The organism is Lactiplantibacillus xiangfangensis, from assembly GCF_001438845.1.
GTDB lineage: Bacteria > Bacillota > Bacilli > Lactobacillales > Lactobacillaceae > Lactiplantibacillus > Lactiplantibacillus xiangfangensis.
The window spans coordinates 25,670-51,032 of sequence record NZ_JQCL01000055.1; the positions used below are offsets into that span (position 1 = coordinate 25,670).

Consider the following 25,363-nt stretch of genomic DNA (forward strand, 5'->3'; position numbering starts at 1 on the left):
TGCTTATACTCTCAGCTTAACTGAACCCCACTAATTTTCAAGCTATTTATCGCTTAATTTACTGTTAGGACCCAGTTTGAGCTGTCATCAATACTGTAAACAGTAATCGTTATTTCTGAATTAGGTTGTCCGACTTCAATAGATTTACTGTCGTTCTATTTATTGAATGATCGAAGGTTGTCACTGATGGCATTGGTCGTGATGGTGGTGTTTGACCGGCGCTTTTTTTGCCGGCCTTACACCACGGACGGTCCGGGACAATTGCGCCTTTTGCAATTGTTCCGGACGAGGGGCTAGACCGCTCCCCAGGCTAGCCCCGGTCCCACGACCGCATGTCATCAGTGACAACTGGAATACAAAAATCGACCGCACAACTAGTGACAGTCGTACGATCGATTAAGGCTTACTTATTCAAAAAATTACTGTAAATATTTGAACATTTGTTGACCGGCTTGCCGACCAAAAATGACCGTTTCAGCAATCGAGTTACCGCCAATCCGGTTATTCCCATGAAGTCCACCAACGACTTCGCCGGCCGCAAACAAACCAGCAATTGGTTGATCCGTTTTGTCGAGCACTTGGGTTGCGGGATTAATTGCAATCCCCCCCATCGTATAATGAACGGCGGGTGCAATATGAATTGAATAGAATGGGCCAGTTGCAATGTCGCGATCCATCCCAGTTGTCCGGTTAAAAGCCGTGTCTTTATGGTTGGCAACCGCTTGATTCCAGTCAGCGACCGTCTTTTCAAGCGTGGCCCCATCCAATCCAGTTTCAGTCGCCAGCGTGGTTAAGTCCGCACCAGTCTTCACTAAACCGACATGATCGTAAAATTCAACCGCTTTAACCCGGTCACGAATTCCCCGGTCAAAAATCAGATAAGCACCCGTGCCACCAAGTTGGTCAATTGCGGCCGTGACGTTCTTACGTGTATCCAATTCATTGACGAACCGGGCCCCCTGCTTGTTGACCAAGATTGCGCCTTCACCCCGAACGGCTTCACCGATCAGGTAAACGTGGTCAGTATCCTGCTGAACAGTTGGGTGGACTTGGACTTGATCCATATCAACCGCCTTTGCGCCGACTGCTTCTGCTAGGAGAATCCCATCACCGGTTGCACCCGGTTGATTGGTCGTTTGATAACCTTTGAGATCATCACGATACTTGCCTAGCAAAGCTTTGTTAGCACCAAAACCCCCCGTTGCTAGTAACACTGCTCCCGCAGTAATCGTGACTGCACCGTCAGGAGTCGTTGCCTGGACACCACTGATTTTGCCAGCCGTCATAATTAGCTTATCAACTTTAACGTCCGTAAATAATGGTAATTTTGCCGCCGCAACTTGTTTTAATAATTCGGTTACTAAGAAACCACCAATTGGGGCCATCGAACTTGGCCGGTGGGTCCGCATAACACTCATCCCACCAGTAATGGTTAAATCATCCAGTTTGATGTCGTGGTCAGCCAACCAGTCAATTGCTAAGGCACTGTGTTCTGTAAAGAACTTCAGCAATGCCTGATTGTTCATCCCGCCGCCACCTTTGAGGGTTTCATCGTAGAAACCTTCAAAACTGTCAACGATATGGTGATGCAGTTGCACATTGGTTTCCGCCGCATTCATACCAGAGGATGCTCGGTTAGTATTACCACCAATTTTCGGCATCTTTTCTAGAATTACCGGCTTCAGTCCTAATTCATGTGCTTGAATGGCAGCCGTTAATCCGGCGCCACCAGATCCAATAATGACCACGTCATAATTGGTTTTTAGATTCGTTAATGCTGTTGGTGTAAACGTAAATTTGTCAGCCATCAAATTACCCCTCTCACTTCATCTCACATCATGAAATGGGCTGAAAAAATTCAGCCCATTTTACTTTAATCGTCAATATTCGTCATGTCTAGTGGAACCATCCATTCATCGAACTGTTCCGCTGTGACTTTTCCAGACTTAATTGCAGCTTCGCGTAAAGTCGTTCCCGCCTTTTCAGCTTCCTGAGCAATCATCGCACTGTCATGGTAGCCAATGTGTGGTGAAAGGGCCGTAACGGTCATCAATGAACTGTCGACTAATTCAGCCATCCGATCTTGGTTAACTGTCAACCCGGCAATCATCCGGTCTGTGAACCCAGTAATGGTCCCAGTCAATAATTCAGCCGATTGCAAGAAGGCATCAATTAAGACCGTCTTGTAAACGTTCATTTCAAAGTTACCTTGACTTGATGCTAAGTCCACGACCACGTCGTTACCCATAACCCGGACAGCCGCCATCGTAATGGCTTCAGCCTGCGTTGGGTTAACTTTACCAGGCATAATTGATGAGCCAGGTTCATTAGCAGGAATGTTTAATTCATCATAGCCGGCACGGGGACCACTAGCCAAGAAGCGAACATCGTTAGCAATCTTCATCAGATCAGCGGCCAACGTCTTAATGGCACCGTGAACCACGTTCAAGCCAGAATGATGGGCTAAGCCATAAAACTTGTTGGAATCCGCTGTAAATTCGATCCCATAAAGTTTGCTCATCGCCGCCGCAATGTTTTCAGCAAAGTGCGGCGCAGCGTTTAATCCAGTCCCAACGGCCGTTCCGCCCATGGCAAGTTCACTCAAGGTTGGGTTCAATTGTTTTAAGTAGTTAATATCATGTTCAATGGCACTAGCCCAGCCACTAACCTCTTGACCGAATGTTAGTGGGGTCGCATCTTGAAGATGGGTCCGGCCGATTTTAACGACGCGCCAGTACTTCTTTTGCTTGAGTTTTAATTCGGCTAATAAGTGTTCCGCAGCGGCAATTAAATTATCCACTGCAACGGCGGCCGTAATATTCATTGCCGTTGGGAAGATATCGTTAGAACTTTGACCATGGTTCACATCATCATTTGGCAAGATTTCAATATCTGGATTGATTTTACCAGCCATGTGCGCCACAACTTCGTTAACGTTCATGTTCGTTTGCGTCCCGGAACCGGTTTGATAAACAACCAGTGGGAAATCTTTACGCAAGTCTTCGTCATCTAACGCTAACAGCTTATCAATGGCAGCCACAATCAAATCAGCCTTTTCAGCAGTCATTGCTTCAACTTCCTTGTTCGCAATCGCGGCTGCCCGCTTAATTTGAAGCAGTGCCCGAATCATTTCTAGTGGCATTTTCGTTCCAGTCGGGAAATTGTGACGACTGCGTTCAGTTTGCGCACCCCATAGTGCGGTTGCTGGAATTTTAACTTCGCCTAACGTATCTGATTCTACTCGATATTCTGTCATGTTGATGACCTCCAATTAATATAGTAGTAAGCGCTTACTAAATGTGTGAAAAAAATAACATTCAACTTATGATTTAATTCTAATGCCTCAATATGGCTATAGTCAAAACCAGTTTTAGCTATAAGTATTAATTATGAGGCTGCTATGACGGCGATTAAAGCCACAAAATCCGGTTGACCGCCGGCTTCAATAAAAATGTTTATTTATTCACATGAACTGATCAATCACGTTTGCTTTCCCACCTCAAATTAGTCGTCAAAATAGACTATTTTCAGCTAACTTCGTGATACCTAAAACAACGTTGACACAAAAGTATCAACGTTGTTTTAGGTATTTATTTAAATGTCACGTTCTAGCAATCAAACACGATTAAGCTTAATCTTTAACCGCTTTGATACTATCAATAATCGTCCCGTCGCGGTATTCAATCAAGGCAACCGTGCGATCCGTAAATTCAAGGGGCTGTGGTTGGCCGACTTTCTTTTCAGCAAGTTGTTGCAATTCTTCAATGGTGTAGACCGGTACCCCGGGAACATTGCTCAGCGCCTTAACTAGGTCTTGACGACGTGGGTTGATGGCAATGCCGTATTCCGTCACAACGACATCAATTGAGTCGCCAGGTGTTACCACGGTCGTCACTTCTGGGACAATCGTCGCTAACCGACCACGAACAAGTGGCGCAGAAATAATGGTTAACTTGGCCGTCGCAGCGTCCTGATGACCACCAATGGCGCCCCGAATCACGCCGTCTGAACCAGACATAACGTTGACGTTAAAGTGCGTGTCAATTTCCAAAGCACTCAGAATCGCAACGTCTAATTGATCAACCATCGCGCCTTTATTATCAGGATCAGCATACCATGACGCGTCAATTTCTTGTTGGTTTGGATTAGCATGCATAGATGCCGCCGCGCCCTTATCGAAATCTTGAACGTCCATAACCTTGTCGACTAAGCCTTCTTCTAACAAGTCCGTCGTTGGCTTCGTAATCCCACCAAGTGCAAATGACGCCTTAATCTGATTGTCGAGCATTGCTTGTCTTAAGTAACGCGTTACGGCCAGCGCTGCACCACCTGAACCAGTTTGGAATGAAAAGCCATTTTTGAAGTATGGTGAGTTCACAATGACATCATTAACAGTCTGCGCAATCTTCAATTCCTTAGGGTCTTTGGTAAACCGGGTTGCCCCAGAACCAATCTTGTCAGGATCACCAACTTGATCAACTTTTACCACGTAATCGACCTGGGTTTGTTTGATTGACGCTGGCGTATTCGGGTAAGCCACTAAATTATCCGTTAATAGCACGACCTGATTGGCATACTGAGCATCCATTAGCGCATAACCCAATGAACCAAAGACCGCCTTACCAGCCATCCCGTTAGCATTCCCTAACCGGTCAGCGTTGGGTACCCCTAGAAAGGCGACGTCAATTTTAATATCGCCGTGTTCAATGGCCCGTGCGCGGTTACCATGTGACCGGAAAATCACTGGGTTGGCTAAGCCACCGTGTGAAACGAAGTCGCCAAGCGAGCCCCGCATCCCGGAACTCGTGATGTTCGTAATGGTGCCAGCTTTAATGGCTTCAATAACCATATCGTTCATCACACCCGTTAATGAAGATGGTGCTAACGTTAAGTTCTTAATGCCCGCATCAATAATCGCCCGCATTACTTGGTTAAAGACAAAGTCACCATTTCTGAAATGATGGTGAAATGAAATCGTCATCCCATCTTTAACCGTTGCTTTAACGACGTCCGCAACGGAATCAACGACCTTATCGTCCCCGGTTGAAACGTGGACTTTTGGTGCCACTCGTTGAATCTCTGGGTGACCGATTTCGGTTGATTCAAAACCTTGATAATTTAACTTTTCCATTAAATCCGCTGGTAATTCACGATTTACACTATTTTTCAATGTAATTGCCCTCCTCATCAAGTAGGTTGGAAACTTTGGCTAGCTTCATCACACGCTGTGCACGTAGAACAACGGGCCGGTCGACCATTTGTCCGTTCATCGAGATGACACCAGAACCCTTAATCCGGGCTTCTTCAATCGCTGCAATCACCTTTTGCGCCTTGATAACTTCATCCTTAGTTGGTTCGTAGACGGAGTTGACCATCGCAATTTGACGTGGGTTGACGAGTGATTTGCCATCAAAACCAAGTTGATGAATGTGGCGCGTCTCGCGGTAGAAGCCTTCGGGATCAGACATATTCGTAAAGACCGTATCAAACGCTGCAATTCCAGCGGCCCGAGCGGCATGCAATACCATATTACGGGCAAACTCTAATTCAGCACCGTCAGGATAACGATGGGTCTTCATATCGGTCGTATAATCTTCTGCGGACAAGGCAACCCCGATCATCCGGTCGGAAGACGCTGCGATGGCTGGTGCGTTTAACACACCCTTAGCACTTTCAATTGCGGCCATCACGTGGGTCGTCCCTACAGGAATCCCAAATTCTTTTTCAGCAGCAGCCACATCCTTGACCAGTGTCTTCATCATTTCTGCGGATTCAACTTTTGGCAACCGAATAACATCGATTCCCGCCTTAACCATCGCTTTAACGTCATCCGCGTAGTACTTAGTATCCAAGCCATTAACCCGAACAACGAGTTCAGCATTACCATAGTCCTGGGTCTTTAAGGCTTCGTACACGAGTAAACGAGCAGCATCTTTTTCAGCCATCGAAACGGCATCTTCCAGGTCAAACATAATGGAATCGGCACCGTAAATCCCCGCGTCTTTAACCATTGCGGGGTTATTACCTGGCACAAACATCATTGTACGACGTAACCGTTCTTCTTTTTCAGCCATTATAATACCTCCCATGCTGGTGTCGTGGTTTCGAGTGCTCGCTGTGCAGCGGCAATTGTCCGCGCTTTAATGACACAGTCTAAAGCCCCTTTATCAACAGCACGCACCTTTACATTATCAATATTTAATTGCTGCAACGTGGTGGTAATCACGTGTTTGATTTGAGCACCAAATTGTTTAATGACGTCTGATTCCAAATCAATCTGAATGCCGTTATCCCCCGCCATTAACATGATCTGAATATCAGATGATTCCAACGTTCCGGCAAATGCCGATGTCTTAATTTCCATTAATTTTCATTCCTTCCTGAATACGACTTTGTAACACTGATAAATTATTTTTTATAAACTGTGCCGTTGTCGGCGGTACTAGTTGATTTAACTTGGTTAAGTTGCCACTTTGAATCCATTGTCGAACCGTCCGTGCTGAGATTGGCTGATCCGCCACTTCAGTTCGCGGCACGACTTGGACGCTAACAGTGGGTGGCAGTTCGCGCTGCAAGACTTGGTTATAAATTGCAGTTGTCCGTGAGGTCGGTTCACTCCCGACAAACCGGGTCGTAATGTGCAACGCGGGTGCTAACTGCGTTTTAAAGATCCGGGCATCCAACGTTGTCTGTGCTTCAATTGCACTGGCCGCTGAGTCTAGAAAGTAAGCCGGAAAAGTCGCGGCGCTCACAAGGTAGTCGCCACCACTGACGACTTGCACATTTGGCAAATCCGCCGTCCCCTGCTGGACGAGTTTAACCCGTTCAGCAGTCCGGAACAAGCTAGCATCCGTTGCCACCACAAACACGTAAACCAAATCGCTAACCGCCGCAGCCTGTTCAACCAAATAACGGTGTCCACACGTAAACGGATTCGCATTCATCACGATTGCACTCACGCGCTGATCGTCCTGATTCGTAATACTCGGCAATTGTCGGACAAAGTCAGCAATGTCCGGTGAACCGTTTTCCAAAACCGCCGCTTCATCTGAATGAGCCAGTTCTTTAAACCCAACGTGCTGAAAGCTTAACGAATACTTGGCCTTTGTGAAGACCATCATATGAAAAATATGAGCTTGAAATAATCGGCTCACTAACGCACTCACAATTTGATTAAACCGCGCGCCCGGTCGGCTATTCAGATTACAGACACCCACGTATTTAAGGACGTTTCCCGCAATCGACCCCGTACCGACCAGTTGATCATCTTCAATTAGCCCGAGGGTCGTATCAATTTGGTCAACTTCCCGCGCACTAAAATTGGTAATGCCTAATGACGTTAAAAAGTGTTGCCACTGAGTACGATCGTGAGGATTATTCAACTGCATCTCAACAACCTGAGCTGTCATTAACGGTCACCCCTCTTATGATTGATGTGCATAGGCCGCAACTGCCGCCGTGACATTTGGGACAACGCTGGCGTCAAAAACACTCGGAACAATGGCTGTCGCACTTGGATTCGTCACGGTCTTCGCTAATGCTTGCGCGACCTGAACCTGCAATTCATCATCAACCTGTTTGACCCCGTTATCTAGCAGACCCTTGAACAGCCCTGGAAAGGCCAAAATATTATTAACTTGGTTGGGATACTGACTAGAACCAGTTGCGATGATCGTTGCACCGGCCTTCTCAGCCACCGCTGGATCAATTTCTGGCACCGGATTAGCCAGCGCAAAGATAATTGGGTCATGATTCATTAGATGGACCGCGCCAGCCGACAAGACGTTAGCGTCTGATAAGCCAATAAACGCATCTTGATCGGCCATTACTTTGGCTAACGGTTGCCCTTTAAGACTGGCCGGCGTTTGTAACTGCTTAGCCAAATCACGTTGATAACGGTTATACCGGCGATCATCCGCCGTCACAACGCCGTAAACGTCTACCAAAGTCAATTTTTTAACGCCCACCGCTGCTAGTAATCGGGCGGTCGCCAGTCCAGAAGCCCCGACGCCGTTGATGACGATGCGCATTTGTTGCAACGTTTTTCCGACCACCCGTGCAGCATTGATCAAACCGGCTAAAACAACGATCGCCGTTCCTTCTTGATCATCGTGGTAAACCGGAATGTCTAGTTCAGCCTTTAAAGCGGCTTCCAACTCAAAACATTTTGGTGCCGTAATGTCTTCCAAGTGAATCCCCGCAAACGATAACGACATATTCTTAATCGTTTCAACCATCTTAGGAACACTAACCTGGTTTAATGCCAATGGAATGGCATTAATTCCGGCTAAGTTTTTGTAGAGTAAGGCTTTGCCTTCAACGACTGGCAGACCACCAGCGGGACCAATGTTACCGAGACCCAAGACCGCAGAACCATCAGTGATTAAGGCCACTAACTTACCGCTCATTGTATATTTGGCTTTTAACTCTGGGTGAGCCGCAATTAACTTGGAAATAACCGCAACGCCTGGCGTATACGCCTTTCCTAATTCCGTCTTGTCAGTAACTTGTAAATCCGAATGGATATCTAAAACCCCGGTGTGCGCCGCGTGTAACTTTAAAATTTCATCTTGTTCAACCATATTGGCATGCCTTCTCTTCTCATTAAAATACCGTTCATTGCATTAATCTAAGTCTACGACTGATTTTAAAAAATATCAAATTTAGACCTAATTTTTAAAATTTTTCAAAAACTAGTTTTCTGGTATAATGAACTTAATATTTAAACGAAGAGGTTACTGATATGGATGACATGAATCATCGCCGGCTGCTGATTGGGATTGCACATGATTACTACTTATCTAAAATCAACATTGCTGAAATTTCCAAGAAATACCAGGTCAGTCGTTACTTAATTTCTAAATATTTAGACGAAGCCATGGCTACCGGTTTAGTTAAAATCAACATCAACACACCCATTGAACGCAATGGTGAACTAGAAACTAAATTTAAAGATCGATTTTCAATTGATCACATCTACATTATTAAAGATGCGGATACGACTAGCGATGACGAACGCCACGTCATTGAATTTGGCGCTGAAGAAATTCAACACCAAATCTTGCAGAGTCAAATTATCGGAGTTGCTTGGGGTGGCACCGTATTGAGCGTCATCGATAATTTCCAAACGAGCACTCGTAATGACCTGCTCTTCACGCAATTTATGGGGGATAACCTTAAAACTAATGCAGCCAACGGTTCCACCCCATTAGTTCAAAAGGCCGCCGCCAAGTTTGGGGCCAAATACGTTACCATCCCGGCACCTTTGTACTTGTTCAACGATCAAGCGCACCAAGCACTAGCACAGGAACCTGCCATTACCCCCGCCATTAGCAATTTTGACCGTATGGATATGCTATTCGCAGGAATCGGCACGCTGGCTTCAATTGATTCGATTCCAATCTGGAAACAAAATCGTCAGCAAATCTTAGGTGGTGCGAACCCCGAAGACGTTGTCGGCATGTTGTATGGTCGGCCATATGACATCAATGGTCACATTCTCAACGAACATCACGATAAGTTATTTGGAGCCAAACTCGCAACGATTTTGAAGGTGCCGCGGCGCTTTGCCATTGTTAAAAGTAAATTTAAGAGCAAAGCGTTGCTGGGCGCCATCCGCGGTCACCTATTAACCGACATCATCATCGATGAGGCGGTTGCTAACCGGGTCCTCCAAGAGGATCAAGTTCTACCATTTAAACCTTAATAAGTGCTTTTTCTAAAACAGGTACCGACACTGACCAGTTATGGCAGCTTGGCACCTGTTTTTAATTCGCCTAAATCACACTACCAAATTCCAATTACTTTCATCCAAAGGGCACCAACACCGCCCCAAACAACTAGGTAGAATAGTCCTAAGACGAAGTTTAATTGCCACCATTTGCCTTGACTCACATAGCCTGAGCCAAATAGCACGCTCGCTGGACCGTTCGCATAATGCGTGGTTGATGCGAAGATTGATCCGACAAAGCCAAGCATCAAAGCAGAGAAGGTTGCTGGTGCACCAGCTGACACAGCCACGCCAAGTAACGCGGCGTACATTGCTGAAACGTGGGCGGTCCCACTAGCGAATAGATAATGACTGTAGAAGTAGAACAATGCCAATGCGGCCAAAACAATGCCCCAACTAAAGCCCTTCAGTGCACCACCAATCGCACCTGAAAGCCATGGAATAAATCCTAAAGAATTCAATTCATTTGCCATGAAAATCAAGATTGAGAACCAGACCAACGTGTTCCAAGCACCGGTTTCATGCAAAATATCGTCAACTGAAAGGACCCCACAAACTAGTAGAAGTGAAACAGCCATGAAGGCAACTAACGCAGCATCTAAACCGATAAAGCTAGACAGCATCCATAAAACTAAAGCAAGTAAGAAGACGCCACCCATGATTTTTTCAGGAAGACTCATTTTACCCATCTTATCTAACTCACTGTCTGCCCATGCCTTAGCATTAGGCGTATCTTTAATTTCCGGTGGATACATTTTATAAATTAAATATGGCACAACCAATAAACAAATAATCCCAGGAACGACCCCAGCTAAGAACCATTGCATCCATGATAAGGTGATATGTAAGCTCTTGGCTAACGTCACAGCCACTAAGTTTGGTGCCATGGCTGTCATAAACATCGTACTAGTGATTAAATCACCGTGAAATTCAGCAAATACTAAGAATGATCCAATTTTTCCTTGTGTCCCATCTTTAGGATCTGAGTGGAACGTTTCGGCTAAGGATTTAATAATCGGATAAACAATCCCACCAGCACGGGCCGTGTTACTTGGTGTGGCCGGTGCAGTTACTAAATCAACTCCAATTAACGCGTACGCTAAGCCCAACGTCCGTTTACCGAACAGTCGCACAAACACCAGCGCAACCCGTCGTCCTAGCCCAGTATTGATGAAGCCTCGTGACATGAAGTATGCCATTGCAATCATCCATACCGTACTGCTCCCAAAGCCGGACACCGCAGTCTTCATTGGGACGATGCCAAACAGCACCGTTAACGTCAACCCAACAATGGCGACCCCGGCAATTGGTAATGGCCGGGTAATACATCCGATAATCGTTGCCACAAAAATAGCAAAGATATGCCAAGCGTTCAGTGAGACGCTGGCTGGCTTAATGGGACTACTTACCCAAATAATCAATCCCACCAGTAGCGGTATAATAAAATTACGATAATTAATCTTATTTAGTGTCATTTTAGTTCCTCCCCACTATCTTTCCTTGTAACTATGCCGCATTCAACATTGCGAGCATTTTAGCTGCAAAATGTTGCATCCGTGCACGTTCATCGTCTGATAGATCAGCTTCAATTACTTTTTGTAATCCGTTACGATTAATAATTGCGGGTGATCCTAAGTACAAGTCATTAATTCCATATTGCCCAGATAGTGCAGCGGAAACAATCAATTCAGCATTTTCATCATTTAAAATAGCGCGGCAAATCTGCATTAAGCTAACCGCAACCCCGTAGAACGTGGCGCCCTTTTGCTTAATAATCTGGCCACCCTTGCCACGAACAGCTTGCTCGATTTCAGCTTTGAACTGGTCATCGACCGTCGTGACTTCTGCAAGTGGCTGATCATTAATCATAATTTCATCAAAGTTAACGATTGAACTATCACCATGTTCGCCAAGGACAGCTGCATCAACCGCAGTTGTTGGGACATTTAGTTTCTGAGCTAATGCAACCCGTAACCGCGCCGTATCTAATGAAGTCCCAGTACCAATGACCCGGTTACGAGGGAACCCGGATAACCGTTGTGTCATGGAAGTAAGGATATCAACCGGATTACTTGAAACAATGAAGCAACCGTTGAACCCACTAGCAACGACCGGTTTAACAATTGATTCTAGAATTTTCGTATTGCGGTTAATCAAATCTAGACGACTCTCGCCCGGTTTACGTGGCACACCAGCCGTAATGATCACAATATCAGCGTCGTGGGCGTCCGCATACTCACCAGTGTGAATCTTCGTGGCATTCGTGAAGGCAGCGACATCTTCCAAATCCTTGACGTCCCCTTCTGCATGCTCTTTAACCAAATCGACAATGACGAGTTCGTCAAGCGCACAATTCTGAATAAGTGAAAAGGCAAATGATGAGCCAACCGAACCATCACCAACAATAACGACCTTGCGTTGTTTCTTATCCATTTTAATATCCTTCTTTCATCAAAAATGTCTATTTAGTTAGGAGGTTTGTAACTTAGTTACCTAACTCACAAGTATTATAACGCAAATGCTTTCATTTTTTCTATTTTTTTAAAAATAATTTATTTTTTTGAAAAAGTTAAACATAATTATGACTATAAAGCTTGTTTTAACAGTGTTTTTAATTATTTTATTTGTGAATCATTTAAAAAGTAGCGATTTGTGAAGCTTATTTCGTAACCGGTTTCATTTCCAGCTTATTTAGCCTGCTTTTTCTTCCAAAAAAACTAAACGCTCGACGCAATTCCGCACCCTCATCCGGTTAAAATGCGCTAGCCGTGGTATATTAGACATACACTCAACATAAGAAAGGATTACTAACTTGGATAATGAAACTTTAAAAAACTATTTGGCCGATAACTCCCAAGTCATTACGATTTTTATGGACAAAGCAACTGATTTTCTAAATCGTAAAAATGCAGACCGAGCACCAGCCCGTCGCTATAACGATGCAGAAATCACCCGTCAAGCTGAAAAAATGCTGGACAGCGTGATTGACAATATCCATGGCAAAATTGCACCCCATACGCGCGAACAAACACCCGCTGCTTGGGCACGATTTTTAAGCGAAAATGACGTGCTTGACGATCTTGAACTTTCTATGACAGAACTATCCTTTGAATCCGAAGACTAACGCCCCGTTCAGTACCTGTAAAATAAAAATGGACTGCCAAAAATAATTTTGACAGTCCGTTTTTATTTTTATTACACACTACTGCCAAATCAGGCTAATAGCTGCATCTCTAATCCTAGAAAAATGGTTAAGATCAGCAAATCAGCTGACCCGCCCAAGCTATAGTGCCGGGTTACAAAGATTTGGTTCAACTCCCGCAAAAAGGCCATCCCGGCTTCCGTACGACTTCCACCCAGCTCAAAGTATCGTTGCGCCTGTTCGTGGACCCAATCAACCACGTGCGGATCACGGGCTCGCTTAACTAAGTTCGTGTCGACGGTAGCTTGAACAATTGCCATCAAGGTATCCAGTAAGCGCTGATTAATCGTCCCGTGACTCCGCTGCAATGCCGGTAACGCCACCGTCATCACGGTTGGATAGCCCGCCTCGGCTTCCCCACGAATCCCCTTGATGCCATACGTCAGGTATTCACGTTCGCCGGCAGTTAGCGTCGCCGGGTCCTTCGTATCCAAGCCGCTAAAGTCATTAGCGGTCAGGCCCTTAAGCATTGCTTGCACAATGGCCGTCAGCGTTTGCGCCGGTTGCTGTGCATGATAGGCCGCAGCCGTCACCAAAATTCCCAGTGAAAATACGGCGCCCTTATGCGTGTTAACGCCGTTGGTCGCCGCAAACATGGTCCGCTCCGCCTCAACACCGACTGACCGAATCTTTTGAAACAATCCCGTTAAATCGTCAGCCGTATAAGTCGCACCCGCCGATGCACAGGCCTTAAAATAAGGTTCCAAACTTAGTGCACTATCAATAAACATGAAGGCGTTCATATCCGGATGCGGACCAGCTGATAATGGGTCCACTAGTCCCGGCTTCGGATTAACCGTCACCTCGTATAATAGCGCTCGTAGCGCATGATTAACAATAACCGTAGTTTCCAACACTTTTCCTCCATCTGACTCATTACTCATCGGCATCTCCGCTGTACTCCAACGTCAAAACCAGTAATCGTCTCTTTATCATACTACCGATTCTATACCGAAATTAACAGTGCCACCATGACCTGACGACGATCCTTATGAAATGCCGGCTACTTAGTTTCCCTCTTAAATGGCTTACATCACTGAGACTAAGTGATGCCACACGCTAAAATTAATTGAATCACCCACGCGCGCCCAAATAAGCGTAGAATGTAGTCATAAGTACAACTAAGGGAGAATATTATGTATCAGCTATTAACAGACTCAACCGTGGATTTGCCTTATCAACTGCTCAAAGACAATAACGTTCACTTCGTTTCTATGAACGTCACCATTGATAATCAGGAATCTTCTGACGATTTAGGGCACCATTTTGATTTGGCTAATTTTTATCGCCAAATCGGCAACGGCGTGATGCCGACGACCGCGCAAATCAACATTGGTCAATTTATCGAATTCTTCAAACCCTACGTGCAAGCCCACACGCCGATTTTATACCTCGGCTTTTCATCCGGGTTAAGCGGTACTTTTAACAATGCTCGGCAAGCTAAAGACATGCTCATGCAGGACTTCCCCGAAGCCGAAATTTACCTTGTAGATTCGTTAGCCGCTTGCTGTGGAGAAGGCTTGATGCTACTGGACGCAGTCGATAAACGTGATGCGGGGATGCCGATTGACCAACTGGCTAATTGGTTGACTGAAAACCGGTTATATTATCAGCAATGGTTCACCGTCGATGATTTGAAATATCTTTACCATGGTGGTCGGGTCTCACGTACATCCGCCACGGTTGGATCACTCTTGCAGATTAAACCCGTGATGGATGTTGATCCACTTGGACATTTACGGCCCGTCCAAAAAGTTCGTTCACGCCGGCGGTCACTCACCACACTGGTGACTAACACCATCACGAATCTGCGTAATCAGGACAATCCGCGGATCATTATCGCAACTAGTGATGCAGACGACGCGGCCCAGGCCATCCGTGAAAAGATTTTGGCAAAGTTGCCAAACGCTGAAATCCTATTGTCCAATATTGGCCCCACCATTTCTAGCCATACCGGCCTAGGGTGCGTTGCCGTCTTTTCATTTGGAAAAACCAAACGTGAGTAGGCCGTCTGGCATCATTCAAACATAAACAACCGCTCGCATCAAAAAGATTAGGGTTGACGCCAGCTAGTCATTCGTGTGATAATGTTTCACGGTGCCAAACCACGGTTGGCAGCTCCGGATCGGCGCGCAAGCGTTCAGAAGGTCTGTGAAGCCGACCACGCGATCATCCTCTTGAGGATGGTCGTTTTTTTATTTAATAACTGATTTTAAAACGACTAGTGCTCATTCCGAGTGAATCAGAATGAGCACTAGTCGTTTTAGCTATTTCAAGCCATCATAAATTTTATCGAGGTTCCATTTCATCATGGTGTAGTAAGTGTCGCCAGGTTCGCCCTCATTCGCTAGCGAATCGGTAAAGACCGTGCTGGCAACCGGTAAGCTCGTCTCCTGAGCAACCTTATTCATCGACTTTGGTGAAACTGAGGATTCAACGAACAAACTTTTAACCTTCGAACAGTTGACCTTCTTCAAGACCGCTCGCATCTGCGCCGGCGTCCCCTGCGCTTCCGTATTCAATTCCCAAATATAAGCAGCGGGAATATCATAGGCTGCGGAAAAGTACTTGAAGGCCCCTTCAGATGTCACTAACAAACGCTGTTCAGCCGGAATCTGACTAAACTTGGTTTGGGCCTGCGTGTGCAGTTTGGTTAACTGCGCCACGTAACGGTCCGTATTTTTTTGATACGCCGCCGCGTGTTGCGGGTCCTTTGATTGCAAAGTTCGATTAATGTTTTCCACGTATTTGATTCCGTTGGCTAAATCCAACCACGCGTGCGGGTCGGGTTCATTAACGTTAGTCGTTAAATATTTGACCTTAACGCCCTTGCTAACGGCAAAGACATCCCGATTAAACTCTTTTTTTGAGGATTGAACTAGCTTTTTAAACCAGCCATTGCCCCCCGTTTCTAAGTTGAGCCCGTTATAGAAGACCACGTCGGCTTCAGCGGTTGCCGCAATGTCGGTCGGCCGCGGTTCGTATTCATGCGGATCGGTCCCACGTTGGACAATACTGTAGTTTGCGACGTGTTTGCCACCGACGTTTTGGACCATGTCATCAATAATGGAGTTCGTGCTGACGACCCGGAGCTTTTCGCTAGTCGTCGTCTCCGCTTCAACGTTTTGGCGCTGATTCAAGAAGACGGCCATCCCGCTAATCATTGCGATCACGCTCACGAGTGCAATTAAATTCTTTTTCATGCGGTGACCCGGCGCCGTAACTGCGCCTTCCCCTTAAAGAGCGTTGGCAACAAGGCCTGTTTGGGTGAAATCACAAAGGAAATCCCAAATAGTACGGCGGCCACTAACACGATTGCCGGACCCGACGCCCAGTTAAACGTATAACTGAAGTACAGGCCAACGATTGACGCCACCGCCCCAATCGTTGCGGCCAATCCTAACATGACGCCTAAGCGGTCCGTCCACAGAAAGGCAGTCGCGGCCGGCGTAATTAGCATCGCGACCACGAGAATGATTCCAACCGTTTGCAAAGCTGAAACGGTAACTAGCGTTAACACTAGCATCAACGCGTAGTGCAGGATTTGAACCCGAAAACCATATGTCTGGGCAAAGGTCGGGTCAAACGACGTGATCAACAGTTCCTTATAGAAGAAAACAACAAACAGGATCACTAACCCTAATACGACCGTTGTCGTCATCATATCGGTATCGCTAACGGCTAAAATATTGCCAAATAAAATATGGTGCAGGTTAGTCGAGCTTTCCGCTAATGAAATCAGGATAAAGCCTAACGCGTAAAAGGCGCTAAACACGATCCCAATCGACGTGTCGGTCTTGATTTTACTCTTGCTAGCCACTAATCCTATCAATCCCGCGGCTAAGATACCGAAGACTGACGCCCCAATCATCACGTTGATGCCTAACATGTAGGCGACGGCGACACCGGGTAGGACGGCGTGTGAGATGGCATCCCCCATCATCGACATCCCGCGCAAGATAATAAAGCTCCCAATCATCCCGGACATCACGCCAACCATAATGGCGGTAATGAGGGCACTCTGTAAGAAATCGTACTTCCCTAAAGCACTAATAAAAGTCATTACTGATTGCATTATTGCGCACCCCCCTTAGCAAATAACACTGCCGAGAGATCGGCACTAAACGTTCGTTCAATATTGGCGGGCGTATAGACGTCGTCCACCGGCCCGTAATCAACGATTCCGTGATTTAAAATCACCAAGTCGTCAAAGTAGTGTGAAACTTTATTCAAATCGTGGTGAACCACGATAATGGTTTTGCCTTCATCACGCCACTGGTGCAAAATCGCCATGATGGCCGTCTCACTTTGGAGATCAATTCCAACAAATGGCTCATCCAATATAATGAGTTGCGCATCTTGTAAAATGGCTCGGGCCACGAAGACCCGTTGCAACTGTCCACCTGAGAGTTGGCCAATTTGGCGGTTAGCAAATTCCACCAAATCAACTTGTTTCAATGCTACTAGGCACCGCTGCCGGTCAGCTTTACTCGGTTGACGAAACAGGCCGAGCTTGCCGTAGGTCCCAGTCAAAACGACGTCAAAAACGCTAATTGGAAAGGTCAGATCTAAATCTTTTCGCTGCTCCACGTAAGCAATTTGTTTTTGAAATTGTTTTAACGCATGACCATTAAAGCTGACCGTTCCAGTTTGTGACTTGATCAAGCCAAGCATGGCTTTGATCAGTGTTGATTTTCCCGCACCGTTGGGGCCAATGATTCCAGTAATCTTGCCGGCGTTAAAGTTAACGGCTACATCAGCAAAGACTGGTGTGTCACTGTATGCCACGGTGAGGTTTTGTACTTTTAGCATAAAAGTTTCCTCCGTTCATCGCGGTTGTCGGTAGTTCTGTATCTTGACTCATCATAACGGATTATTATCTTTTATGCAAATAATTGTTAGGCGGCGTTAACTTTATAATATTTTTATATGAATTTTTTACTGGTTAAAAAAAGACCGTCCCCAGCCGGCACGATCTTACCTAGTCTCATTACTTCTTAGCACGCATTAAAGCTAGCACGCCAATCCATGGTAACGCCAAGATTGACAGTCCCCACCGCTTTAATCCCACGGAAAGCCAGCCAAAGCCATCGACCTCATGGGAAACTTCGCCTAAGGAACTTGGCGGCGTGACTGGTTCCCGGGGTGCGCGTTTATCCGGGTCCGTCAACTGTTTGACGTACGGCGGCTCATAAGTACTCATACTCCGAATCAGCCCTAACGCGGGTTGCATCCGTAGTAAAATCGGGTACGCTACCCAGTAACTCACTGATAGGTACAAGATTAGTCCCCACCAAGTAGTTGCGTGTAGCGGACTCACTAAATAAAGACTAAGTATGTATCCTGGCAATCCTAATAAGTAATCTGTTAACCATCTTTTCACATTGATTCCTCCACTCACTGATAACATCAGTATCCTTCTTTATTCTACACCAGTCACCGTTAACTCGGTGATACTAAAAAACGTCCCTCAGAAGTTTTACCATTCCGTGAGACGTTACTCGTGATTAATCAAACTTTATTTAATTATTTATGTGAGAGCAACAGTACTTCATAGATTGCTTCGCCGTGCTGCGTTCCGCCAAACCCGATCTGCGTGTGGTTCTTGCTGAGTAAGTAAGGTTTCGCCCCATAATTGATATTTAGATTGGTCCGCCCCATAAAAGCGTCGATCATGCCGTGTCCCCATTGTTTGCCATTTTGATAGTGGACGATGGGATTGTTCTTAGGCGCAATGTAAGCGTCGGTCACCCAGCCAGCGTGCGTCACACCCTTGACGTTTAACTTGAACTTTTTCCCCTTTTTAAGCATCTGGTCACTATTCTTCTGTGCAACCTTATCCAACTTAGCCGTTTCTTTCAACGGTTTGAGGCCGTTAGCACGCCGGTCCTTATTAACCGCAGCCAGTGCGCTCTTTCTATAAGCTTTGACACTGTACTTACCGTAGCCCCACTGGTTCCAAACGTAGGTCGAAGCTACGTAGCCCTTGACCTTGCCATTTTTGGACTTGATATACTTTAAGGTTACCGTCTTACCGTTAGACTTGCGTACTTGGACCTTCTTAGTCGCGTAAAACTTAGTATACAAATACTTCGTCATATGGTGCTTCTTATGGGTTAACTTAGCACTGGAATACATCCATCCGCCCCGAACATGGACCTTGTGCTTCGACTTATACTTAGTCGTTTTAACGACCTTAGCAGCCTTAGTTTTCGCCAAAGCAGTGGCCGCACCAGTTGGTAACGTCGCCGCGCCCATGGTTGCAATACTTAAAACCGTCATCGTCGATACAATTAACTTACTTGCCTTCATATCAATTCCTCCAATTGAAGTTGGCGGCTTACGCGGTCGTCAGCTAAGTAATCGTTAAGAATCGTTTGCAAAAATGCGCCGTCAATTCAGTCCCCTGAAGCTCATTTTTCCAAACGGCTTAACGACGCTAATCTTATCAAACGATAAGTCTATTATCAATAAGAATATAATTTTATTTATTTTGAGACGAAAAATTAGGTTTCAGTATCTATTTTTATTTAAAAGCCTCCAATGGAATAGCCTGACTTGTCCATCAAACCACGTAACAATCTGTTACTTGTCCAAAAATTCGAATTTTTGCCAACAAAAAAAGCATCCGCCCAAAGGACGAACACTCTTTTTTGGATTCAGAAAATGTTGATAATGCAACGCTTTTTCTAAAAATATTAACGTTTTGAGAATTGTGAAGCTTTCCGGGCTTTCTTCAAACCTGGCTTCTTACGTTCCTTCATACGAGCATCACGAGTTAAGAGACCCGCGCGCTTCAAAGGAGTACGGAAATCAGGATCAACTTCGAGCAAAGCACGAGCAATCCCATGACGGGTTGCGCCGGCTTGACCATGGAAGCCACCACCATTAACGTTTACTAAAACATCATATTGATCTGAGGTTTCAGTAACTTCGAATGGTTGTAACAATTCCTTACGAATATCTGCAAATGGAATGTAGTCATCAACTGACTTGTCATTCATAACAATTTTACCAGTACCTGGTACTAAACGTACGCGGGCAACTGAATCTTTACGACGGCCTGTGCCGCGATATTGTACTTGAGCCAATGTAGTTTCCTCCTTAGATTAAGTTAGTAATGTCCAAAACTTCAGGTTTTTGTGCTTGTTGCGTATGTTCTGCACCAGCATAAACATGCAACTTCAAGCCCATTTTGTGACCCAAAGAGTTGTGAGGAAGCATACCCTTAACTGAAGTTTCAATTAATTTAGTAGGTTCCTTAGCCAAGAAGTCACCGGCAGTCCGTTCCTTTAAACCACCAGCATAAGCAGTATGATGATAATAAATCTTCGTTTCTGCTTTCTTCCCAGTCAAAGCGACCTTGCTTGCATTAATAATAATCACGTTGTCACCAGTATCTACATTAGGTGTAAATACAGGCTTGTTCTTACCACGTAAAATTGATGCAACGACAGTTGAAAGACGACCCATTGGGACATCCGTAGCATCAACTACATACCATTTACGATCAATTTCACCTGGTTTAGCCATATATGTTGTACGCACGTTGTGTTCCTCCATTTTCTGTGTTTGTTTGACACTCAATAAGATTTCCGGGGCTTATCGTGGGGCAAACAATACCAACAATCAGTTTACCTAACTTAGCCTCAGAAGTCAATCCTTTATTAGTTGACAAATTCGGTTTTTAAAGACCTGACGCTACTAATGACACGTCAGATACAAGGCTATCAGTCTACCACTTTCAAGACCACTTGTCTTCCAATGACAGCTTAATTTTTTACTTTTCTTGTTCAAGATCCCGTTCCAACTCAGCTTGGTCATAATAGACCCGCTTCATGTATAGCCCGGAAGCCGGGGCCGTCCCACGCGCCTGTTCGCGGTCCTTTGCAGCCAGTAAGCCTGGGATACAGTCAACGGCGCGCCGTCCCTGACCAATCTCCATCAATAGCGCGACCATGATGCGAACCTGGTTATATAAAAAGCCGCTACCACAAAATTCAAATTGAATTTCATTTTCATCCGGCAACGCCCACGCCTTGGCGGAATAGATTTCACGAACGTGGTCATGCGCTTGTGAGCCCGACGCCACGAAGGTCGAGAAATCATGCCGACCAACCAGATCAGGAATCGCCTGCTGAATACGCGCAATGTCTGCTTGGAACTTAAAGTGGCCGGTATAGTGCCGTTTGAACGGATCAACAAACTCATTTTGATACGCTCGGTACCAGTACCGCTTACCGACCGTGTCATAACGAGCGTGAAAATCAGCGGAAACGATCTCCACGGACTTGATTAAAGTATCCATTGGTAACAGACTATTTAGCCCCCGCCGAACACCCTCCGCACGAATCTCATACGGTAAGTCGAAGTGAATCGTCTGCCCAAAGGCGTGCACCCCGGCGTCGGTCCGTCCAGCACCGTAAACGATGATTGGTTCAGCGGGATCCTTGGCCATTTTATTCACGGCTTTACTGAAGACTTGCTCCACGGTCCGCTGATTGGGTTGGCGCTGGAACCCCGCAAAGTTGGTCCCATCATAGGCCAAAACTACTTTATATCTGGTTGTCAATATATCCTCCATGATTCAAAAAGTTGGTGCGCCTAACTGGCCGTACCAACTTTAACCTTATGCTCTTAGAAAAATCAGTGCCACCGTCAAAGCGGCAAAAATCACGGTTACCCACGAATCGCGGGCGTGCCACTTCAGAATCCGGAACTTACTGCGGCCTTCACCGCCCTGATAGCCCCGCGCTTCCATGGCGGTTGCCAAGTCCTCAGCACGATTAAACGAGCTGACGAACAGTGGAATCAGCAGCGGAACCACGGCACGCATTTGTTGGAAGATATTACCCGCTCCAAAGTCAACGCCCCGCGCTCGCTGCGCATTCATGATCTTTTCCGTTTCATCCATCAATGTCGGGACAAACCGCAGTGCGATCGATAACATCAACGCGACTTCGTAGACCGGAAAATGAACGGCTTTTAGCGGCATTAAAATGTATTCAATGGCGTCGGAAAGTTCCAACGGTGGCGTCGTTAACGTCAACAGTGTCGACATAAAGATAATCAACACGAACCGGCAGAAAATGTAGGCCCCGTTGATCAGCCCTAACCGACTAATGGTGATAATGCCCCAGTGCCAGTAAACCGGGCCCCCACTTGCGCTAAAGAGCACTTGCAGGACCACCGTGAACAGAATTAGCCAAATCAGCGGTTTAACCCCGTTAATAAAAAATGACCACTTCACGCCGGACATGGTAATCGCCAAAAAGGTAAATGCAAATAATAGCAAGTACGTCATCCAATTATTGGCGATAAAAATAATCCCAATAAAGTAAAAACTCAGTAATAGTTTGGCGCGGGGATCCATGTGATGAATCACTGAATCACCCGGAATGTAGCGCCCAAAGATCAACTTATTCATCATGGGTCGTCGCACCCCCAAACGCCGTTGTCGGTAGCTGGGCAATTAAATCTTCAGCTAATTCATCTTCCGTTAACGGCATGCGGTCAAACTGCCAACCGCGCGCGATTAACTGCTGGGCAAACGCCGTTGTCTTTGGTAATCCAAGTTGGTGTTCAACTAGCCACTGCGGCTCTTTAAAGATTTCCCGCGGGGTCCCCGTCTTCACAATGCGGCCCCCGTCCATCACGATGACATTATCGGCATAGTTCGCAACGTCATCCATTTGGTGGGTGACGAGAACGACCGTTAAGTGCTGTTCATGCCGTAACCGCGCAAACATTTCCATCATGTCTAAACGGCCCTGCGGATCAAGCCCAGCTGTCGGTTCATCGAGAACCAGCACCTGGGGCTTCATCGCGAGTACCCCGGCAATCGCAACCCGCCGCATTTGGCCCCCCGAGAGGTCAAATGGCGAGCGTTTAAGTAAGTCTTGATTCAAGCCGACCAAGTCCAACATCTCGGCCGCCGTCTTCAACGCGTCAGCTTCACTGACGCCGAAGTTTTGCGGCCCAAACGCGATGTCTTTTTCAACCGTTTCCTCAAACAACTGACTTTCTGGGAATTGAAACACGATGCCGACGTGTTGGCGCAGCTTTTTTAAATCCTTGTTGTTGGTTGCGGGTGTGATGACCCGTTCCCCAATCGTAACGGTCCCACTGGTTGGCTTTAACAGCGCGTTTAAGTGTTGCAAAAGAGTGGACTTGCCACTCCCGGTGTGTCCAATTAGCGCCGTGTACGACCCGTCCGGAATCGTGACGTTGATGTCGGTTAACGCCTTCGTCTCAAAGGGAGTGCCCGGTTGGTAGGTAAAATCTACTTGTTTGAACGTAATTGCCATAACCAGTCAGCCATCCCTTTCTCCGTTAAATAAGTTGCTGGCACCTGAACGTTGCGGCGCTTCAACGCTGCTTTTAAGCGTTCAGCGTACGGCATGTCCAGGCCCATCTTAATGAGGGCTTCCCCGTGGCGGAAGATTTCCGCTGGGGTTCCTTCTTCTTTTACTTCACCATCATTAACGACTAAGATGCGGTTGGCACTCGCAGCTTCGTCAATATCATGCGTGATCGATAGCACCGTTAAATCCGACGTGGCCTTCATTTGGCGAATCGTCGCCAACACTTCTTCGCGTCCCCGCGGATCCAGCATTGAAGTGGCTTCGTCCAAGATCAAAATCTGAGGACGGGCCGCAATCATCCCTGCTAACGCGACCCGTTGCTTTTGTCCACCTGATAAACGAGCGGGTTCACGGGTGGCGAAATCCTGCATGTTGACTAGTTTGAGTGCGGCTGGCACGCGGCGAAGCATTTCGTCACGCGCGACGCCTTGATTTTCCAAACCAAACGCCACGTCATCGGCCACCGTAGCACCAACGAACTGGTTATCTGGATTTTGGAAAACCATGCCAATTTTTTTGCGAATCTCCCAAACGGTCTTCTCTGACAGGACGTCACCATCCACCGTAATTTTTCCTGAAGCTGGCGCTAGCAGCCCGTTAAGGTTTTTAGCCAACGTCGACTTTCCGGAACCGTTGTGGCCGACAATGGCGACCCATTCACCAGCATCGACTGAAAATGAAACGTCGCGTAACGTTAGCTGATCTTTGGCCTGTTGTGGGTAGCGGTAATTTAAATGTTCAACGTCAATAATCGGCCTCACCATGGTCCCTCATTTCCATAAATTGCTGGTTCTAATCATAACATACCTAACTATTTCAAATCACTAGCAGATCCGTATTTATACCCGTTATCACCAAACAGCGAGAACTTCTTCTTTAAGTTATTTGAAACGTAGACTTTTTTATCCTTCGTAATAAAGATGGCACCGATACCCTTGTCGGCTTTGCCGTTGATATACTTCATCCCATCTTTAAGTCCCTTGTCAAAGGTGGCCGTTGACAAACCGTCACCGTCCGTGGACTTCTTCGAAATAATCGAAACCCCCATCAAATTATTTTGGTATGGCGCCCCGGTCTTAGGATCCATCAAGTGACTGTAAACCTTACCGTGTTTCTTTAAGTAACGTTCATAAATACCAGACGTGACAATGGACATATTTTTGACTGGGACTGACCCAATTGCGGTCCCCCGTGAAGCCTTAGGATCTTGAATGCCGACGGTCCAATTCCCCGTCTTCGTGCCCTTAGGACTGTCACCGAGAACGTAAATGTTCCCACCCAAGTCAATAATGGCGGTTGAAACGCCGTGATTCAAGAAATACGTCTTCACTTGGTCAGCCATGTAGCCCTTGGCGATTCCGCCTAAGTCGAGTTGCATCCCTTTTTGTTCCAAGTACACGGTCCGCTTTTGGTCGTTTAACTTGACCTTCTTGTAGTCAACTAGCTTAACGTTAGTATCGATTTCCTTTTGCGTTGGGACCTTCGCATCGGAGAAGCCAATGTGCCACAATTGCGTGATGGGTCCGATGGCCATGTCGAATGATTCATCGGAGTTCTTACTATAGTAGTAGGCTGCTTTGAGCATCGGGTAGATATCCTTGCTAACCTTGACCGGATTCTTCCCAGCAGCGGCGTTGATCTTATCGATCTCAGAGCCTTTTTGATTGACCGTGACCGCCCGGGCCTCTTTTTTCAATAAACTAAAGGCCCCGTCGATTACTTTGGACTTGCCTTTGTTATAAACCCGCAAGGTCACCACGGTTCCCATCATAAACTGGGTATCTTCGGATGGTGTTTGAACCACCTTAGTAGGTTTCGGTCGACTACTGCTAGCCGCACGCTTGTTTGAATTTGCACCACAAGCGGTCAAAGGAATTACCATGGCCACTATTAAACCTAACTGAACTAATTTTCTTAGCTTCATGTCGTTAACTTCCCCTATATATAATTTCAATCGTAATTATACCAAAATTTTTATGAACCGGTGGTGTTGAATTTAAAACCCTTTCAGAAACATTGTGTAAACTAATACATGATTGAAAGTGCTAAAACTAGTTCAATCGTTGC

Annotated in this window: 25 protein-coding genes; 3 read left to right on the plus strand and 22 right to left on the minus strand. The window is 46.2% G+C overall.

Annotated elements, in window-relative coordinates; translation table 11 throughout:
• Window positions 1–419: 419 nt before the first annotated feature.
• The 7 genes from IV64_RS05000 to IV64_RS05030 form a co-directional block, all read right to left on the minus strand.
• Window positions 420–1,808 (minus strand): flavocytochrome c, encoded by a 1,389-nt coding sequence (locus IV64_RS05000; protein WP_057706050.1) that lies wholly within the window; start codon window positions 1,806–1,808, stop codon window positions 420–422.
• A 65-nt stretch (window positions 1,809–1,873) separates the two neighbouring features.
• Window positions 1,874–3,256, minus strand: a complete 1,383-nt coding sequence (locus tag IV64_RS05005) for a class II fumarate hydratase (protein WP_057706051.1) — start codon at window positions 3,254–3,256, stop codon at window positions 1,874–1,876.
• Window positions 3,257–3,631: 375 nt separating this feature from the next.
• The gene (gene citF, locus IV64_RS05010) at window positions 3,632–5,170 is read right to left on the minus strand and encodes a citrate lyase subunit alpha (protein ID WP_057706052.1); all 1,539 of its coding nucleotides are present in this window, start codon (window positions 5,168–5,170) and stop codon (window positions 3,632–3,634) included.
• Window positions 5,160–6,074 carry a citrate (pro-3S)-lyase subunit beta gene (citE, locus tag IV64_RS05015; protein ID WP_057706053.1) on the minus strand — a complete coding sequence of 305 codons (915 nt, stop codon included), beginning with the start codon at window positions 6,072–6,074 and terminating at the stop codon, window positions 5,160–5,162. Before citE ends, citF begins: the two co-directional genes overlap by 11 nt.
• A complete protein-coding gene (gene citD / locus IV64_RS05020; protein WP_057706054.1) occupies window positions 6,074–6,364 on the minus strand; it encodes a citrate lyase acyl carrier protein in 291 nt (96 codons plus the stop codon). Before citD ends, citE begins: the two co-directional genes overlap by 1 nt.
• Window positions 6,354–7,409, minus strand: coding sequence for a [citrate (pro-3S)-lyase] ligase (citC, locus tag IV64_RS05025; RefSeq protein ID WP_057706055.1), 1,056 nt, complete (start codon window positions 7,407–7,409; stop codon window positions 6,354–6,356). The genes citD and citC overlap by 11 nt, the downstream gene beginning before the upstream one ends.
• A gap of 15 nt (window positions 7,410–7,424) precedes the next feature.
• Window positions 7,425–8,582: an NAD(P)-dependent malic enzyme gene (locus IV64_RS05030; protein WP_057706056.1), complete on the minus strand. Its 1,158-nt coding sequence runs from the start codon at window positions 8,580–8,582 to the stop codon at window positions 7,425–7,427.
• 161 nt (window positions 8,583–8,743) lie between these two features.
• On the opposite strand from IV64_RS05030, the gene IV64_RS05035 reads away from it, so the two are divergent.
• Window positions 8,744–9,706, plus strand: a complete 963-nt coding sequence (locus IV64_RS05035) for a sugar-binding transcriptional regulator (protein ID WP_057706057.1) — start codon at window positions 8,744–8,746, stop codon at window positions 9,704–9,706.
• An 80-nt stretch (window positions 9,707–9,786) separates the two neighbouring features.
• On the opposite strand, the gene IV64_RS05040 is transcribed toward IV64_RS05035, so the two are convergent.
• Window positions 9,787–11,205, minus strand: coding sequence for an anion permease (locus tag IV64_RS05040; protein WP_057706058.1), 1,419 nt, complete (start codon window positions 11,203–11,205; stop codon window positions 9,787–9,789).
• A gap of 31 nt (window positions 11,206–11,236) precedes the next feature.
• The gene (locus IV64_RS05045) at window positions 11,237–12,163 is read right to left on the minus strand and encodes an L-lactate dehydrogenase (protein WP_057706059.1); all 927 of its coding nucleotides are present in this window, start codon (window positions 12,161–12,163) and stop codon (window positions 11,237–11,239) included.
• Between the two features lie 379 nt (window positions 12,164–12,542).
• Here IV64_RS05045 and IV64_RS05050 point away from each other — a divergent pair, with 379 nt between their 5' ends.
• Window positions 12,543–12,854, plus strand: coding sequence for a hypothetical protein (locus tag IV64_RS05050; protein WP_057706060.1), 312 nt, complete (start codon window positions 12,543–12,545; stop codon window positions 12,852–12,854).
• Between the two features lie 89 nt (window positions 12,855–12,943).
• Here the strand turns inward: IV64_RS05050 and IV64_RS05055 are convergent, their stop codons facing one another.
• On the minus strand, window positions 12,944–13,786 hold the full coding sequence (locus tag IV64_RS05055; RefSeq protein WP_057706061.1) for a triphosphoribosyl-dephospho-CoA synthase: 843 nt from the start codon (window positions 13,784–13,786) through the stop codon (window positions 12,944–12,946).
• Between the two features lie 282 nt (window positions 13,787–14,068).
• On the opposite strand from IV64_RS05055, the gene IV64_RS05060 reads away from it, so the two are divergent.
• A complete protein-coding gene (locus IV64_RS05060) occupies window positions 14,069–14,938 on the plus strand; it encodes a DegV family protein (RefSeq protein ID WP_057706062.1) in 870 nt (289 codons plus the stop codon).
• A 261-nt stretch (window positions 14,939–15,199) separates the two neighbouring features.
• Here IV64_RS05060 and IV64_RS05065 read toward each other — a convergent pair whose 3' ends face one another.
• The 12 genes from IV64_RS05065 to IV64_RS05120 form a co-directional block, all read right to left on the minus strand.
• Window positions 15,200–16,135, minus strand: a complete 936-nt coding sequence (locus IV64_RS05065) for a metal ABC transporter solute-binding protein, Zn/Mn family (RefSeq protein WP_057706063.1) — start codon at window positions 16,133–16,135, stop codon at window positions 15,200–15,202.
• Complete coding sequence (locus IV64_RS05070) at window positions 16,132–17,007, minus strand: metal ABC transporter permease (RefSeq protein WP_057706064.1); 876 nt, start codon at window positions 17,005–17,007, stop codon at window positions 16,132–16,134. The genes IV64_RS05065 and IV64_RS05070 overlap by 4 nt, the downstream gene beginning before the upstream one ends.
• Window positions 17,007–17,744, minus strand: a complete 738-nt coding sequence (locus tag IV64_RS05075; RefSeq protein ID WP_057706065.1) for a metal ABC transporter ATP-binding protein — start codon at window positions 17,742–17,744, stop codon at window positions 17,007–17,009. Before IV64_RS05075 ends, IV64_RS05070 begins: the two co-directional genes overlap by 1 nt.
• A gap of 178 nt (window positions 17,745–17,922) precedes the next feature.
• Window positions 17,923–18,315, minus strand: a complete 393-nt coding sequence (locus IV64_RS05080; protein ID WP_157061049.1) for a hypothetical protein — start codon at window positions 18,313–18,315, stop codon at window positions 17,923–17,925.
• A gap of 143 nt (window positions 18,316–18,458) precedes the next feature.
• Window positions 18,459–19,244, minus strand: coding sequence for a CAP domain-containing protein (locus tag IV64_RS05085; protein WP_057706067.1), 786 nt, complete (start codon window positions 19,242–19,244; stop codon window positions 18,459–18,461).
• A 386-nt stretch (window positions 19,245–19,630) separates the two neighbouring features.
• Window positions 19,631–20,023: a 30S ribosomal protein S9 gene (gene rpsI / locus IV64_RS05090; protein ID WP_057706068.1), complete on the minus strand. Its 393-nt coding sequence runs from the start codon at window positions 20,021–20,023 to the stop codon at window positions 19,631–19,633.
• 13 nt (window positions 20,024–20,036) lie between these two features.
• A complete protein-coding gene (gene rplM, locus IV64_RS05095) occupies window positions 20,037–20,480 on the minus strand; it encodes a 50S ribosomal protein L13 (protein ID WP_057706069.1) in 444 nt (147 codons plus the stop codon).
• Window positions 20,481–20,712: 232 nt separating this feature from the next.
• The gene (truA, locus tag IV64_RS05100; protein WP_057706070.1) at window positions 20,713–21,504 is read right to left on the minus strand and encodes a tRNA pseudouridine(38-40) synthase TruA; all 792 of its coding nucleotides are present in this window, start codon (window positions 21,502–21,504) and stop codon (window positions 20,713–20,715) included.
• Between the two features lie 57 nt (window positions 21,505–21,561).
• Window positions 21,562–22,362, minus strand: a complete 801-nt coding sequence (locus IV64_RS05105) for an energy-coupling factor transporter transmembrane component T family protein (protein ID WP_057706071.1) — start codon at window positions 22,360–22,362, stop codon at window positions 21,562–21,564.
• Entirely contained in the window at window positions 22,352–23,239 is an 888-nt protein-coding gene (locus tag IV64_RS05110) for an energy-coupling factor ABC transporter ATP-binding protein (protein ID WP_057706072.1), read from the minus strand. The genes IV64_RS05105 and IV64_RS05110 overlap by 11 nt, the downstream gene beginning before the upstream one ends.
• Window positions 23,215–24,060: an energy-coupling factor ABC transporter ATP-binding protein gene (locus IV64_RS05115; RefSeq protein ID WP_057706073.1), complete on the minus strand. Its 846-nt coding sequence runs from the start codon at window positions 24,058–24,060 to the stop codon at window positions 23,215–23,217. Before IV64_RS05115 ends, IV64_RS05110 begins: the two co-directional genes overlap by 25 nt.
• A gap of 47 nt (window positions 24,061–24,107) precedes the next feature.
• On the minus strand, window positions 24,108–25,220 hold the full coding sequence (locus IV64_RS05120; protein ID WP_057706074.1) for an FAD:protein FMN transferase: 1,113 nt from the start codon (window positions 25,218–25,220) through the stop codon (window positions 24,108–24,110).
• Window positions 25,221–25,363 lie beyond the last annotated feature (143 nt).

Coding starts and splice junctions, on each gene's coding strand:
- citD (WP_057706054.1), bottom strand. CDS start 6,364: ATGGAAATTAAGACATCGGCATTTGCCGGAACGTTGGAATCATCTGAT.
- IV64_RS05065 (WP_057706063.1), bottom strand. CDS start 16,135: ATGAAAAAGAATTTAATTGCACTCGTGAGCGTGATCGCAATGATTAGC.
- IV64_RS05110 (WP_057706072.1), bottom strand. CDS start 23,239: ATGGCAATTACGTTCAAACAAGTAGATTTTACCTACCAACCGGGCACT.
- IV64_RS05115 (WP_057706073.1), bottom strand. CDS start 24,060: ATGGTGAGGCCGATTATTGACGTTGAACATTTAAATTACCGCTACCCA.
- IV64_RS05005 (WP_057706051.1), bottom strand. CDS start 3,256: ATGACAGAATATCGAGTAGAATCAGATACGTTAGGCGAAGTTAAAATT.
- IV64_RS05030 (WP_057706056.1), bottom strand. CDS start 8,582: ATGGTTGAACAAGATGAAATTTTAAAGTTACACGCGGCGCACACCGGG.
- IV64_RS05105 (WP_057706071.1), bottom strand. CDS start 22,362: ATGATGAATAAGTTGATCTTTGGGCGCTACATTCCGGGTGATTCAGTG.
- IV64_RS05120 (WP_057706074.1), bottom strand. CDS start 25,220: ATGAAGCTAAGAAAATTAGTTCAGTTAGGTTTAATAGTGGCCATGGTA.
- citC (WP_057706055.1), bottom strand. CDS start 7,409: ATGACAGCTCAGGTTGTTGAGATGCAGTTGAATAATCCTCACGATCGT.
- citE (WP_057706053.1), bottom strand. CDS start 6,074: ATGGCTGAAAAAGAAGAACGGTTACGTCGTACAATGATGTTTGTGCCA.
- IV64_RS05060 (WP_057706062.1), top strand. CDS start 14,069: ATGTATCAGCTATTAACAGACTCAACCGTGGATTTGCCTTATCAACTG.
- IV64_RS05070 (WP_057706064.1), bottom strand. CDS start 17,007: ATGCAATCAGTAATGACTTTTATTAGTGCTTTAGGGAAGTACGATTTC.
- IV64_RS05045 (WP_057706059.1), bottom strand. CDS start 12,163: ATGGATAAGAAACAACGCAAGGTCGTTATTGTTGGTGATGGTTCGGTT.
- IV64_RS05040 (WP_057706058.1), bottom strand. CDS start 11,205: ATGACACTAAATAAGATTAATTATCGTAATTTTATTATACCGCTACTG.
- IV64_RS05075 (WP_057706065.1), bottom strand. CDS start 17,744: ATGCTAAAAGTACAAAACCTCACCGTGGCATACAGTGACACACCAGTC.
- IV64_RS05085 (WP_057706067.1), bottom strand. CDS start 19,244: ATGAAGGCAAGTAAGTTAATTGTATCGACGATGACGGTTTTAAGTATT.
- IV64_RS05000 (WP_057706050.1), bottom strand. CDS start 1,808: ATGGCTGACAAATTTACGTTTACACCAACAGCATTAACGAATCTAAAA.
- IV64_RS05035 (WP_057706057.1), top strand. CDS start 8,744: ATGGATGACATGAATCATCGCCGGCTGCTGATTGGGATTGCACATGAT.